Origin of the sequence: Orrella marina (assembly GCF_003058465.1) — a bacterium.
GTDB lineage: Bacteria > Pseudomonadota > Gammaproteobacteria > Burkholderiales > Burkholderiaceae_B > Algicoccus > Algicoccus marinus.
The window spans coordinates 4,135,850-4,148,483 of record NZ_CP028901.1 but is presented as its reverse complement, the minus strand read 5'-3'; the positions used below and the strand labels follow the sequence as shown (position 1 = coordinate 4,148,483).

Here is a 12,634-nt window from a genome sequence, read left to right as displayed (position 1 = left end):
CTCGCAATCGCGCTACAAGGCAGCATCGCAACCACCCAGTCAAATGACCGCTATCGCCTCACACGGCAATGCGGTCATTTGACTGGTCACTCCACGGTCACTCTCTTGCTGCTTTTGCTACGCTTTTGTGCTCCCGCCTGGCAAGCCAGCGGGAGCACAGTGATCTGCCTGGTTTATCAGACCCGTCACTGAACAGCCTGAATTGCGCGGATATTGTCTGCGCCAAATTCCTTGGCGTAATCTGCATAGGCTGGCGTGATGGCCTGACGGAAGCTCTCACCGTCGACCTGCTCAACCACCTGCATGCCGTCCTTTCTCAGGATCGCAATACCATTGGCCTCATCGTCATTGACCTTCTTGCGTTGCGCAGTCGCTGCCTTCTGCGCAGCGGCCTTGAAGACTTTCTTGTCCGCATCGGACAGCTCATTCCAGACCTGTGGTGAAAGGATCAGGATGGCAGGCGAATACACGTGATTGGTCAGTGAAAGGTGGTCCTGCACCTGCGAGAACTTGGACGCCAGAATGACCGGGATCGGGTTCTCCTGACCATCAACTGTGCCTTGCTGCAAGGCTGTAAACAGCTCCGGGAACGCCATCGGGGTCGGCAAAATACCAAAGGTCTTGTAACCGTCCATGTGAACCTTGTTCTCCATGGTGCGCATCTTCAGGCCTTTGGCGTCATCGGCCTTGACGATCGGCCGTACGCTGTTAGTCATGTGACGAAAGCCATTCTCGGTCCAGGCCAGCCCGACCAACCCCCTTTCCTGCATATCATCCAGCAGTTTCTCCCCGATGTCGCCGTCCATCACCTTGCGAGCGTGATCGTAGTCACGAAACAGGAATGGAATATCCACGATCTTGACCGATGGAACAAAGTTGCCCAGCGGCCCGGTCGAGGTGTTCACCAGGTCCAGGGTGCCCAGTTGAACCGATTCAATCATCTCGCGCTCACCACCGAGTGCACTGTTCGGAAACTCTTCGCACACATAGCGACCTTCGGTACCACTCTTGATCTCTTCACAAAAAGTGCTCGAACCAACGCCGTAATGCGACTGTGGCGAGGTCGGATAGCCGATTTTGAGGACGGTCTGGGCCTGGACACCCATGGCCACTGCACTAAGCGTGGCGGCAGCCACGGGAACCATCATGCGACGCAAGGAACTCATATCATTTGTCTCCTGAAACCGGCACGGGTCTGACCCCGTGCATAAAGGTGGTCGTCCGGTCAGACCGTTCTGCGCCGATCTGTCACGGGCTATTATTATGAAACCAGGGTTGATTGTCTGTGGTGCAACTTCCCTGCTAAACATTACCGCAAATCTGTCCCGTACGGGCAGTCACCATGCATGGGGAATACCCGATGGGACCGACAGACCAGCTTCAGGAACTGACCGCCTTGAGACGGGCGATCTCGGCCTTGGCCTGATCCGCCTCCTGTCGAAGCCGTGCCAGCTCATTGGCCGGTGTGCGATCGGGATTGGAGTAATCAAGCTTCCAGTCAAAATCATCAGACCAGCGCTGCGGGGACTGCACCGTCGTTCTTGAGCCCGGCGCAGATTCAAGCACCCTGAGCGCGAGGGCCATCGTCTGGCGCTGCGAGGCCGGATCATGGGGTTTGCCAGCCGCATTGCCAAGCGGGAAGTCACTGAACAGAAACCGGGGAACACCGCAGTGTTCCGGTATGTCTTTGGCGCACCCAAGAAGAACCGTCGCGATACCGTTGGCTTCCAGGTAACGTGCTACCAGACTCAGTGTCTGATGACAGACCGGGCAATTTGCCACCAGGACCGCCACATCGGTGCCATCCTCCCGGCATCTCGCCAGGATCTCCGGGCAGTCTTTCTCAATGGTCTGACGCTGACTCCGGTTGGTTGGCGCACCGTGAAATCGCGGACCTAGACGAAACCGGCCCTCAGAGGCCAGGTCTCTGAGCAATGGCAAGGGAAACCAGCTGTTGGGATCGGTCATGGGCGAGTGCTTGCGATCGATCGCAACGTGCACGATCCGGACATCATGGTCCTGGTCACTCGAACCTGAGTAGACGTCATAGAACTTGGCCGCAGCGTTATACGGTGCCCGGGGCGCCTGATCGCCCTTGGCCGGATCAAACGGTGCTGCGGTCGTGATCAGCGTCAAGGTCAGATCGGACAGCTTGCATGCCAGCGGTTGAAACGGAACATCCAGATAATGCGCCCATCGATAGGGGTTGTCATATCCGAGCGCAAGATACCATGCACGTGTACGTGCCATGTAACCGACCGGCTGGTCCAGCTCTGGCGCAAAATCCATCGTATCCATCACTGCTCCACAGGATCGCTGTAGCCGGAGACAAATGCTTTGGCCGGCCCCCCTTCGGGCGGAAAGACATGACGATTCACCTTGCCGATGTTGGCTCCATACGCGTGAATGCTGATCGACACTCTGTCGTCGTACGCATTGGCGACCTTGTGAACGTCGCCAATGGTCGGCGAGACATACGCAATATCGCCCGGCTCCAGACGCTCGATCTCACCGTAGGGCTCAGGCGGGTTCTCGCCGTCAGCCCGATAACCTTGCCCGGTTTCCGCGCCACGAAGCTGACCGATGACACCCCAGACTGTGTGATCGTGAATAGGCGTTTGCTGGCCCGGACCCCACACAAAGCTCACCACGGAAAACCGGTCCTGTGGATCGACGTACAAACAGTACTGCTGGTAGAACTGCGGATGAGGGACAGCGACGCTGTCAGGAAGCCAGTCATCCTTTGCGACGAGCTCGCGCATCGCTTCACCCAGCCTTGGCATGAAGTCCGGCTCCTGCTCGGTACTGCTCTGAACGAGTTGCTCGACCTGCGCGACAAACTTCTTCAGTGCTGGAATATCCTGTTTAAGACCTGCCATGAAAATCTCCTCTCTACTTGTTTTACGGGCTGTGCATCCGCCTGGGAATCGCACCACCCGTCAGATCAACTCAACTGGACGCCTGATGGGGCATGAACATGCTCCGGTACGCCTCAATCTTCCAAAACCCAGTCCGAATACACGAACGACCTTGATCTTCAGGCACCTGCCCGGTAGGACTCAATACGCCGCTTCAAGCCTGGCCGCATGACCGAGCGCACCAGACTGGCCAGATCCCGGTCCGCGTCCCGGTCGTTCAGCACCTGGTACAAAGTGCCACGCACGTCCGCATCCAGTGCCAGCGCCGCTTCTCGCAACCTCTCTGTTGCCGCGTCCAGCTCATCTGGTGCAACGATGGCTGTGATCAGCATCTTCTCCAGGGCCTCAGTGGCACTCAAGGTCGCGGCGACCTCCTGCACGGTCCGGGCCGCATCGGCGCCGATTCTGGCTGCCAGGCGCCGGGTCCCCAGCACCAGCCCGAACTTCAGGCCTGGCATTCTGAAACTCGCGTCCTCGCTCGCCAGTCGTCGCTGACACGACACCAGCAAGTCGACACCCGCACCAAAATTCTTTCCATGTGCGTAGGCCAGGGTTGCCATCGGACTGGCATAGAGCTTGTCGAGCAGCTGCTCGATGCGTACAAAACGCCATAGCAAGTCGCCTTCACTGGCTGCCTCAAACCCGGCAAAATCAAAGCCAGCACAAAAGCTCCTGCCCTCACCCCGCAGTGTCAGGGAGTGCCCCTGACTCGCATGGGCTCGGTCAAGGGCATCATGAAGCGCTTCAACCAGTTCGGCGCTGAGCGCATTGCGCTTGTCCGGACGGTTCAGCACCAGCGTCCAGTGGCCACCCGAAACCGACTCCAGCAGCACTTCACTCATTTCCAGCATCCTTGGCGTTCAATCCGGAAAACACCTCGTCATTGTGCTCACCCAGCGCTGGCGGACGGCGACGAATGGGCGCAGCCTCTCCATCAAAACGTACCGGAGAGGCAAAGGTCCTGGTTTTGACACCATTGGGCAGTTCAATGGGTTGAACCCATTGCATGTGCTCGACCTGCTCGTCTGCGAGTACTTCGGAGTATGAATTGATTGGCGCGCAGGGCACGCCGGCTTCGCGGAATCGCCCCAGCCACACTTCAGCCGCTTCCTTGAGAAACTTCTCCTCCAGCAGTTCACGCAAGGCATCCTGATTCGCTGCGCGCAGTGACGTGGTCTCAAACCGCGGGTCCTGCGCGAGCGCCGGCATATCGACCACGCGGCAGACGGACAGCCACAGTGCGTTGTTACCGGCAGCCATGCCAAAGTAGCCATCCTTGCACTGAAACGCCTGATAGGGAGCGTTACGCGGATGGGCCGATCCCAGCGGCACCGGATCCTTTCCGCTACCAAAGAACTCGGATGTCTGCAACGCAGCGATGCCCAGCGTCGCACCCAGCATCGGGACATCGATGTGTGTGCCCTGTCCGGACCGTTCGACTTCGCGCAACGCACAGACAACCGAGTAAGCGGCGTAGAGTCCAGCCGAGAAGTCGGCTAAAGGCACCCCGCACTTGACTGGCGGACGACCGGGCTCTCCGGTAATGCTCATGATGCCGCTCATCGCCTGTACGGTGAGGTCAAACCCACCTTCGCGTGCACGCGGCCCTGTCTGCCCGTAAGCCGAGATCGACGCCATGACCAGCCTGGGGTTAATGCTTTTGAGAGTATCGAACCCGACGCCCAGGCGCTTCATCACACCAGGACGATTGTTCTCGATCAGCACATCGGCCGTGCGGACCAGTGAACGGAACTTCTCGACATCGTCAGGGTTTTTAAGATCCAGCGTCACGGAACGCTTGTTTCGGTTCAGCGAGGCAAAGTTCTCGCTGAACCCCTCGGAGATAGGCGGCCAGCTACGCAAGGTATCCCCCCCGGCGGGATTCTCCACCTTGATGACGTCAGCCCCCATGTCAGCAAGCAGCATCCCGCAAAATGGACCCGCTGCCACATTACATAATTCAATGACCCGAACGCCCTCCAGGGCCAGCTTGTTTGGCATAACGATTTTTCCTGTTACCAGACTTGAATTCACATGTTGTAGACCATTCTAGCAACTGGCGAACCCGACAAGAGAATCGCTATCCTGACGTCAGTTACGCCGGACCTGGGTCACCAGCCATACACCGGTCACAGTCACCGCCGTGCCTAAAACGACCCAGAAGGTGAGCGCCTCACCAAACAGAAACCAGGCCATGATGGCTGTGGTTGGCGGAGTCAGATACATGAGACTGCTCACGCGAGTCGCCTCGCCCCGGCGCAGCAGAACGAACCAGAGGCTCATGGCGCCAATCGATAGCGGGAGCACACTCCAGGCCCAGGCAGCAACAAGTTCAACATTCCAGTCCACCTGCATCGGCTCGAACAGGACCATCAGCAATCCGGTCACCAGCCCGCTCGCTCCGTACTGGATCATGCTGCCCGCCCGAAGGTCAAACATCGGACAAAAGCGTTTCTGGTACAGGGTGCCGGCTGTCATCGAAAGTAACGCCACAAAACAATAGAACGTGCTCAACCAGGTCACCCCGTCGAGCACAATCTTGTCCGACAGCACAATGGCAACGCCTGCGAGCCCGAACATCAAGCCCAGCCATTGACGTCTTGAGACATGCTCGGAGAGTCTGGCAGCGAGAATCGCCGTCAGAACAGGTTGCAATCCAACAATCAAGGCGGACAGGCCGGCAGGCATCCCCATCTTGATGGCTGTCCAGACACCCCCCAGGTAGCCGACATGCATGAGCAGCCCCGATACCGCGATGTGCCCAATCTGTCTTCTTGCAGGCCATTGCACCTTCCACCACATCGCAAGTGGAATCATGATGGCCAGCACGCCAGCAAACCGCATGGTCAGAAACGTCATCGGGTCGGTGTAGGGCATTCCGTAGCGGGCCACGATAAACCCGGTACTCCAGACCAGCACGAACACCGGGCCTGCCCAGACGATCATTGGTATCTGTCTGGCCGTTTTAGACCAGGAATGATTCTCACTCAATACAAAATTCCAGATATTACAAGTTAACTGACAGGGATGTCAGAAGATTATTTGACGTCCACTTGATGAACATCAAATCTTCAGACGCTTAAGCACAAAATAGAGTGTTTCAACGCCATCGGACTGGCCTAGAATGCACTGTGAGTCACGACATGGGTCTGATAACCGATTCGTGTGAATCTTTCAGGAGAAGTGCAAATGACAACCAACCGCCGCCAGTTCATGAAAGTCTCCGTTGCGAGTGTAGCTGCTCTGGCAACTGCCAAAGTGGCCTACGCCCAGCCAATGCTCGAGGAATCAAACCCTCAGGCCAAGGCACTGGGATACGTCGACGACGTCAATAAGGTAGACACCGGCAAGTTCCCCAAATACAAACAAGGCCAGCTCTGCAGTAACTGTCAGCTCTACACAGCCAAGAGCGACAACGCTGGCACCTGTACCGCCTTTCCAGGCAAACTCGTTGCAGGCAATGGATGGTGCAATCTGTGGGTCAAGAAGCCAGGCTAAGGTTTACCATCAAAGGGTAACTTTAAAACTTGCCTGAGTCCATTTTGCTTCCGATGTTCCTGCTGTTTTCGCAATCATGGCAACGCAGGTACCGCGATGACAGCCTGAAACAGGGCCGTTCAAGTTGCGTTTAGAAAGCCAGACATGATCCATGTCTGGCTTTCTGCTTCTTGTTCTCCGGAGTACCGGTTCACAACGTTGTCTGATCATCATCCAGTACCACACGCCATAGGCAAGTCCCTTCTGGCACCCCAAGAGTGCTTGTCTGTGCAAGCTCAGCCTTCTGTGCCCCATTTTCGCGTTCGATACATTTCTGAGGACCAGCCCTCTTCTTCAGAACGAAGAAAAGCCTGCACTCGCTGCCAGCACAAAGAAACCTGCACCGACACTGAAGTGGGACCCATACGCTCGATGCGTCCGGTGTAGACGAGTTTGAAATGGCAGCATGGCCGGGCTTTGTGGGTCCGGCAGAGATCCCGAAGCAATAGCGCCCAGCCAACATACACTGAGTCAAGGCCGATTCACCGCTGCGTGTCTGTTAGCCCGTTATTGTGCTATTACTGGAAACGCACTTAAGTCCCTTGACACGTCCCTTAATACTGTTGAAATTGCGGGAGAGCTCACATGTTGGCAGTTACATACGATCAAGCCGTCCAGAGCCGGTTTGCGCGCACGACCACAGACGGCAAGAACATTTGGCGTAGCGTTTACTTTGGCCCGCCTCCGTCACCGCCCAGTTCATCCTCTCTTCTGCCTGACCGATCCGACGTAACTTACATCGATCCGGCTCCCGGCGAAAAGCGTGCGCCGCAGGCGTTCCTGATCCAGCAGGAAGCCGGCGCAACCGTGCACCCACATTTTCACTTTGTCGATCAGTTTCAGGTCGTGGCAGCGGGAAGTGGTCTGCTGGGCCGACACGCGCTCGCCCCCTTGAGTGTCCATTTTTCTGCTGCCTGTACCGGGTACGGTCCAATTGAGCCCGGCGACCAGGGCCTGTCATACTTCACGTTTCGAGCCAGTGCGGACGAGACAGGCGCGCAGTATCTCCCGGCAGCCAAGGACCAGATGCGTCCTGGCAAGCGCCGTAATGTGATCGTCGATCAGATCGCAATCAGCGATGAAGACGAGCTGGCCAACCGCACTGAAACAAACAGTGAAACGTATCGCGATGACCCGGATGGGCTCGCTGTGATCCTCTACCGGATCGCTCCGGGTGGATCAGCACAATGCATGGATCCGGCTGCCGGAAAAGGCGTCACTCTGCTGGTCACTGCAGGCAGCATCGAAATCAATGACAAGGTGCTTCCCGGATGGTCCTGTTGCTTCCTGGATGCAGAGCAAGACCGTCCCGGGCTGACAGCTGGCAGTTCCGGTGCCGAGGTGCTCGCGCTGAGATACCCGCAAACGCCCGCGACAGTCTGACACGGTCAAACCGATTTCAAAGCACGTCTTGCCCTACGGCAGTCTACTTGCGAAAAGAAGGCATGAGGCGCCTGGATGTCAGGTTTGATGAGCATGATCATGTGATTCAAAAATGTTCTTCGCATCCAGATTGGATCTGTATAGAATCAGGAACGTCCACTTTGGAGACCCACATGAAGACTGCACTGATTGCTGCAAGCCTGGCCGCCTTGGCCATGAGCACTGTGAACGCACAAACAACGCCGACCGTGATCACGACAAAGGCCCTGGTTTCTGCTTGCCAGAATTCCGCCAGCACGGCAGACCAGGCTTTTTGTCATGGCTTTGCTCAAGGTGTCTTTGACACGTATTCCATGAGCCGCCACCCTTCACGCAATCCGGAGTTCATCTGTTTCAAAGGCCAGAGCCCATCTCGCAAACAGACCATGACAGACTTTCTGGCATGGACAGAAAAGCATCCCCAGTACGCAGACAGGTCTGCAGCTGACACTTTGCTGCGCTACCTCGCTAGTGCGTTTCCCTGCAAATCCTGAACCGGCCACGACTGAATCACATACGGACAGACATCATGACTACTCTTAAAAGATCTTTGATCGCGCTTTCTGTCGTTGCAGCAGTCGCCGTCAGCGGTTGCTCGAACATGACAACAGCCCAGCAGCGAGAGCTCTCTGGCGGTGCAATTGGTGCCGCAGCCGGCGCAGGTATCACAGCACTGGCAGGCGGTGATGCCATCTGGGGTGCTGTCGGCGGTGCCGCAGTGGGCGCACTAGGTGGATTTCTTTACAACAAGCACGAGCAGAACAACAGCAACTGAAGCCGCGCAATTAACAGTGTGACACCGTAGCGAAACGTACTTGCCGGATCCGGTGCAGCGCCATACAGGTATTCAGACTGCAGGCGCGTTCTTCCAGCGACGGTGCACCCACCACCATTGCTCGGGCTTGTACAGAATCATTCGCTCGAGCTCGCGGTTGTACATCTCTGTGTTTCGAGAGATTTCCTTACCCACGTCTTCGTCCTGAACAGGCTCGAGCGCCCCCCAGAACTTGAGTACATGCGAACCATCTGGCTCACGCCAGGAGGATCCGGATATCACCGGTGCGCCAGTAGCCATCGCCAGCACGGCCATACTCTTGTAGGTCCCGGTCGGCACACCAAAAAGTGGAACACTGATGCCATCTGGCTTGTGAGCGTACTGATCAAACGGAAAGACGATCGCTTCGCCTGACTCCAACCGGTTCACGATTTCTTCAAGCGACCCTCGCCTGCCAATCACTCCGAACCCGGCCCTGTTAAAGCGACGCGTCAGAAAGTCACTCAACCACCTGGGTTTGATTGGTCGACGCAAAAAATGAATCCTACCTTTCGCCAGAGGGAAATGCTCGATGCCTGATACCGTCGAGACCTCGAAATTACCGAAATGACCCGTCAGGATCAGCATGCCCTTGCCGGCCTCAAAGGCCTCGATGATCATCTGTTCGCCTTGCACGCGGACCTTGGCCGCACGCTCATCAACAGACTTGAACCGGAAAACCAGCAGCTCCCATAAAAGCGTTGCAAGATGGCTGTAATGGGCCAGCATGAGCTGATGCAGACGCTCAGAACTGACGCGTTCGCCATACACACGTCGCATGCCCTGCTCGATCACCTTTCTGCGGTACGGCAGGAATCGTCCAATGAATCGCCCTGCACGAGTGACCGGCAACGACATTTCTACGGGCACGACCACCAAAGTTTGGCCATCCTCCTCGATGCGAGCAGAAATACTCTCTAGAAGGTGATGATTTAAAGCTCGCCGCGCCCGACCGCTCAATCTCAGGTTGATCTGGTTACTTTGTAGCGATTCGACCAGAAAATCTGACTCACAGATACGCTCTGCGCGAGCGTCCGTTGCCATTACTTCCAGACAAAGCTTTTGCAGCGCAAGCTCGGCAGCAAGAAAACCCGCCGGGTCAGACGAATTGTTTGCCCTTGATCTCCGGTCAGCCCTGTCAGACTCACTGGAATCCAGGTACCTCAAGGCTTCTTCACGGTCCAATGGCAGCCTGTACTCGTTCTCAATCCCGGAGCAGGTTTGACGAGATGATATGAACTCTCCCACCGCTAAACTCCTTGCGTCGTTGACATGAGTCAACATACCAGCCCGTCACATCTACCATCGCAGGCGTACCATCCGGGTGAATCGAGGTGCCCTGAATCAGACAGCTCGTAACAGGACCGCCGAATTGGTACCCCCAAAACCGCGGGAAATCACCAGCACGATCCCGGACGCAGCTGAACGCGAAGCCGCACTGACATTGATTCCCTCGCACCCCGGCGCTATCTGCTCAAGGTTACCAATACCCGGCACTACTTGTCTGCGAGCACACTCCAGTCCGACTGCCAGGTCAAGCAATGCAGCCGCCCCAAAAAGGTGTCCGGCAGACCATTTGACTGATGTCACCGGGGGCATGGCATCCCCAAATATCGATCTCAATGCGACCGCCTCTGAACGATCTGACGCGGGCGTGCCATTACCGTGCGAAACGATGAGTCCAATGTCCTCAAACGCAACGCCAGCGTCATGGAGGGCACTCACTATGCTTCGACGCACACCGTCACCGTCTTCGCGCACATCAAAGAGACTCTCACCCTCAGTGCAGTCACCACCGCCCAGATACTCACCCAGGATCGTAGCCCCCGCTCAAGCGCAGAGGTTTCGGTTTCCAGCACCATCGATCCCGCACCCTCGCCGAGCAAACATCCCGCATGGCGACGATCAAACGGCGTGGCATGCTCACTGGCCAGCAAACCGACCCGGTGAAGATAGAGGAGTGTCTGGGGTTCGACCGGGGCATCGTGAGCAATCGCCACTACCCGCTCGGCCTCACCCTCGCGCAAGGCCCACGCAGACTCGATCAGCGCAAGCATGCCGCTGGTTGTGTGATTGGTGATACAACCGTTGACACCTTTGAGTTGGTGTCGAATGCTGATGTGACACAACACATTGTTAGGCAACGAGCGCAGAAGCCACATCGGATTGACCATACTGGACAGTTCCTGACCAAACGCCTGCATGTCCGCGCCAGTCTCTGCCATCAACGGAAAGTAATCGTAATTCACTTCGAATGCACCACCACCCGATCCGACGTAGCAACCAGTCGAATCGGCAAACTCCAGTGCTGCACGCTCCTCAAGCGTCTGGCGATACTCGCTCAGCCCGGCCTGGGAAATGGCCTGATCGCCCGCATAGATCCCAAATACGTCCGAGCGCCGCACGAGCTTCACAAGCTTGCGGTCACCGAGCAGCTTTCCGCCGTTGTAATGGTGTACCGTCGAGGCCACTGTGCATGGCCACCCCGCGGTGTCCCACGACTCAATCGGCGCAATCGCAGGTTTTCCTGTCAACAAGGAGTCGACAATCTCCGCAGGTGTCTGGCCTGCGCCACAAATGGCGGCCGATCCCGTAATCACTAGTCTGGTCATGTTTACAACCCCCGTGCGATCAAGGCCGCTGTCTCTTCAGGATGTCTGAAAGCAAGCGAACTGTTACTTCCACCGAAACCAAGAGAGTTGGACATCGCCATCCGTATTCTCGCGTGTCGGGGCTCATCACGAACGATGTTCACATCACAATCCGGATCAACTTGCTGAAGGTTCGCGTTGGGCGGCATGCACCCTTGCCTGATTGCCATGGCGCAAATGGCAGCCTCGACCGCGCCGGCCGCCGCGATCAGGTGCCCCATCACACTTTTGGTGGAACTGACAGAAATCTGGTCAGCGTAATCGCCAAACACAGCCCTGACCGCTGCGCATTCGCTGCGATCATTCATCGGTGTTGAAGTCCCGTGTGCATTCAGATAATCAAAATCCTCGATACTGGCACCGGCATCAGCCATCGCTCGCTGCATGGACTGGATCGGTCCATCCCCGGAAGGATGGGAGTCCGTGATCCGGTAGGACGACAGGGAGTTGCCATCCCCCGCAAGCTCGGCATAAATGGTTGCGCCACGCGCAACAGCACGCTCCCACGACTCCAGCACCAGAAAGCCGGCCCCCTCTCCAAGCACGAAACCGTTGCGTGTCACATCAAACGGCCGACTGGCTCGTTGCGGATTGTCATTGTCTGGCGAAACAGCTGACAGCAAGCAAAATCCGGACAGGCCAACCGGAGAAATCATCGAGTCAAATCCGCCTGTCAGCACACAATCCGCCACGCCTCTGCGGATCAGTCTCAACGCCGTGCCGACGGCCTGTCCACCGGACGCACATGCGGTATGAACGGTCGACGCGTAACCACGGATGCCGTAGCGACGCAGCAGCAGACTGATGCCAGCAGTCGACAGACTGCGACTGAACGCCATGACGTCGTTGGCCACCGGGACCTGAAGCAAGGCACTCGCATTGAGTTCTCCGTCAACGGCAGCATCTCGCTGAACCGCTGCGATCTCGTCGTGTGCCACCGACATCATGCCCGCACCCACCACACACCCCCAGCGACCGGCATCACCGGATGAGGGCCGGATACCGGCATCTGCCAGCGCCTGATCTGCAGCAGCCAGTGCAAAACGGTGCGCACGGCTCGCGTATTTGAGAAGCTTGCGGTCATCGATATCGGGCAGTTTGTCGATATCCGGGACCTCAGCTGCGATACGTGTCGAGAAGCCCGACGCGTCAAAGATGCTGATCGGTGCAGCGCAACTGCGAGCAGCCTTGAGCCGGCTCCAGGTCGATTGCACATCGTGTCCTGCAGGCGTCACCAGACCAATCCCGGTGATCGCTACCCTGGTTTTTGCTGTCATGGCAGACGGCCTCGG

General features: G+C 57.1%; 14 protein-coding genes. 4 read left to right on the top strand and 10 right to left on the bottom strand.

The features are described from left to right. Nucleotides 1–185: 185 nt before the first annotated feature. The 6 genes from DBV39_RS18865 to DBV39_RS18840 all read right to left on the bottom strand — a co-directional run bounded on the left by DBV39_RS18865 (nt 186) and on the right by DBV39_RS18840 (nt 5,909). Nucleotides 186–1,148, bottom strand: a complete 963-nt coding sequence (locus DBV39_RS18865) for a TRAP transporter substrate-binding protein (protein WP_108623387.1) — start codon at nt 1,146–1,148, stop codon at nt 186–188. Between the two features lie 232 nt (nt 1,149–1,380). Then, nucleotides 1,381–2,298, bottom strand: coding sequence for a glycine reductase (locus tag DBV39_RS18860; RefSeq protein WP_108622917.1), 918 nt, complete (start codon nt 2,296–2,298; stop codon nt 1,381–1,383). Beyond that, a complete protein-coding gene (locus tag DBV39_RS18855) occupies nt 2,298–2,879 on the bottom strand; it encodes a cysteine dioxygenase family protein (RefSeq protein WP_108622916.1) in 582 nt (193 codons plus the stop codon). The genes DBV39_RS18860 and DBV39_RS18855 overlap by 1 nt, the downstream gene beginning before the upstream one ends. 158 nt (nt 2,880–3,037) lie before the next feature. Further along, nucleotides 3,038–3,760, bottom strand: a complete 723-nt coding sequence (locus DBV39_RS18850) for an enoyl-CoA hydratase/isomerase family protein (protein ID WP_227870727.1) — start codon at nt 3,758–3,760, stop codon at nt 3,038–3,040. Then, nucleotides 3,753–4,919 carry a CaiB/BaiF CoA transferase family protein gene (locus DBV39_RS18845; protein WP_108622914.1) on the bottom strand — a complete coding sequence of 389 codons (1,167 nt, stop codon included), beginning with the start codon at nt 4,917–4,919 and terminating at the stop codon, nt 3,753–3,755. Before DBV39_RS18845 ends, DBV39_RS18850 begins: the two co-directional genes overlap by 8 nt. 90 nt (nt 4,920–5,009) lie before the next feature. Then, nucleotides 5,010–5,909 (bottom strand): DMT family transporter, encoded by a 900-nt coding sequence (locus DBV39_RS18840; protein WP_227870726.1) that lies wholly within the window; start codon nt 5,907–5,909, stop codon nt 5,010–5,012. A gap of 198 nt (nt 5,910–6,107) precedes the next feature. On the opposite strand from DBV39_RS18840, the gene DBV39_RS18835 reads away from it, so the two are divergent. From DBV39_RS18835 to DBV39_RS18820, 4 genes are all read left to right on the top strand, one after another. Then, complete coding sequence (locus tag DBV39_RS18835) at nt 6,108–6,416, top strand: high-potential iron-sulfur protein (protein WP_108622912.1); 309 nt, start codon at nt 6,108–6,110, stop codon at nt 6,414–6,416. A 624-nt stretch (nt 6,417–7,040) separates the two neighbouring features. Continuing rightward, the gene (locus DBV39_RS18830; RefSeq protein ID WP_108622911.1) at nt 7,041–7,838 is read left to right on the top strand and encodes a hypothetical protein; all 798 of its coding nucleotides are present in this window, start codon (nt 7,041–7,043) and stop codon (nt 7,836–7,838) included. A 173-nt stretch (nt 7,839–8,011) separates the two neighbouring features. Continuing rightward, a complete protein-coding gene (locus tag DBV39_RS18825; RefSeq protein WP_108622910.1) occupies nt 8,012–8,371 on the top strand; it encodes a Rap1a/Tai family immunity protein in 360 nt (119 codons plus the stop codon). A gap of 35 nt (nt 8,372–8,406) precedes the next feature. Continuing rightward, complete coding sequence (locus DBV39_RS18820) at nt 8,407–8,652, top strand: glycine zipper domain-containing protein (protein WP_108622909.1); 246 nt, start codon at nt 8,407–8,409, stop codon at nt 8,650–8,652. Nucleotides 8,653–8,724: 72 nt separating this feature from the next. Here the strand turns inward: DBV39_RS18820 and DBV39_RS18815 are convergent, their stop codons facing one another. From DBV39_RS18815 to DBV39_RS18800, 4 genes are all read right to left on the bottom strand, one after another. Next, on the bottom strand, nt 8,725–9,939 hold the full coding sequence (locus DBV39_RS18815; protein WP_159079039.1) for a lysophospholipid acyltransferase family protein: 1,215 nt from the start codon (nt 9,937–9,939) through the stop codon (nt 8,725–8,727). A 96-nt stretch (nt 9,940–10,035) separates the two neighbouring features. Beyond that, entirely contained in the window at nt 10,036–10,416 is a 381-nt protein-coding gene (locus DBV39_RS18810) for a hypothetical protein (RefSeq protein WP_265416018.1), read from the bottom strand. Beyond that, nucleotides 10,416–11,303 carry a beta-ketoacyl synthase N-terminal-like domain-containing protein gene (locus tag DBV39_RS18805; RefSeq protein ID WP_108622906.1) on the bottom strand — a complete coding sequence of 296 codons (888 nt, stop codon included), beginning with the start codon at nt 11,301–11,303 and terminating at the stop codon, nt 10,416–10,418. The genes DBV39_RS18810 and DBV39_RS18805 overlap by 1 nt, the downstream gene beginning before the upstream one ends. Before the next feature lie 2 nt (nt 11,304–11,305). After that, nucleotides 11,306–12,619, bottom strand: a complete 1,314-nt coding sequence (locus tag DBV39_RS18800; protein ID WP_108622905.1) for a beta-ketoacyl-[acyl-carrier-protein] synthase family protein — start codon at nt 12,617–12,619, stop codon at nt 11,306–11,308. Nucleotides 12,620–12,634 lie beyond the last annotated feature (15 nt).

Bases quoted from the DNA above. Each gene is read 5' to 3' on its own strand.
- DBV39_RS18865 (WP_108623387.1), bottom strand. From the start codon at position 1,148: ATGATGGTTCCCGTGGCTGCCGCCACGCTTAGTGCAGTGGCCATGGGT.
- DBV39_RS18860 (WP_108622917.1), bottom strand. From the start codon at position 2,298: ATGGATACGATGGATTTTGCGCCAGAGCTGGACCAGCCGGTCGGTTAC.
- DBV39_RS18855 (WP_108622916.1), bottom strand. From the start codon at position 2,879: ATGGCAGGTCTTAAACAGGATATTCCAGCACTGAAGAAGTTTGTCGCG.
- DBV39_RS18850 (WP_227870727.1), bottom strand. From the start codon at position 3,760: ATGAGTGAAGTGCTGCTGGAGTCGGTTTCGGGTGGCCACTGGACGCTG.
- DBV39_RS18845 (WP_108622914.1), bottom strand. From the start codon at position 4,919: ATGCCAAACAAGCTGGCCCTGGAGGGCGTTCGGGTCATTGAATTATGT.
- DBV39_RS18835 (WP_108622912.1), top strand. From the start codon at position 6,108: ATGACAACCAACCGCCGCCAGTTCATGAAAGTCTCCGTTGCGAGTGTA.
- DBV39_RS18830 (WP_108622911.1), top strand. From the start codon at position 7,041: ATGTTGGCAGTTACATACGATCAAGCCGTCCAGAGCCGGTTTGCGCGC.
- DBV39_RS18825 (WP_108622910.1), top strand. From the start codon at position 8,012: ATGAAGACTGCACTGATTGCTGCAAGCCTGGCCGCCTTGGCCATGAGC.
- DBV39_RS18820 (WP_108622909.1), top strand. From the start codon at position 8,407: ATGACTACTCTTAAAAGATCTTTGATCGCGCTTTCTGTCGTTGCAGCA.
- DBV39_RS18805 (WP_108622906.1), bottom strand. From the start codon at position 11,303: ATGACCAGACTAGTGATTACGGGATCGGCCGCCATTTGTGGCGCAGGC.
- DBV39_RS18800 (WP_108622905.1), bottom strand. From the start codon at position 12,619: ATGACAGCAAAAACCAGGGTAGCGATCACCGGGATTGGTCTGGTGACG.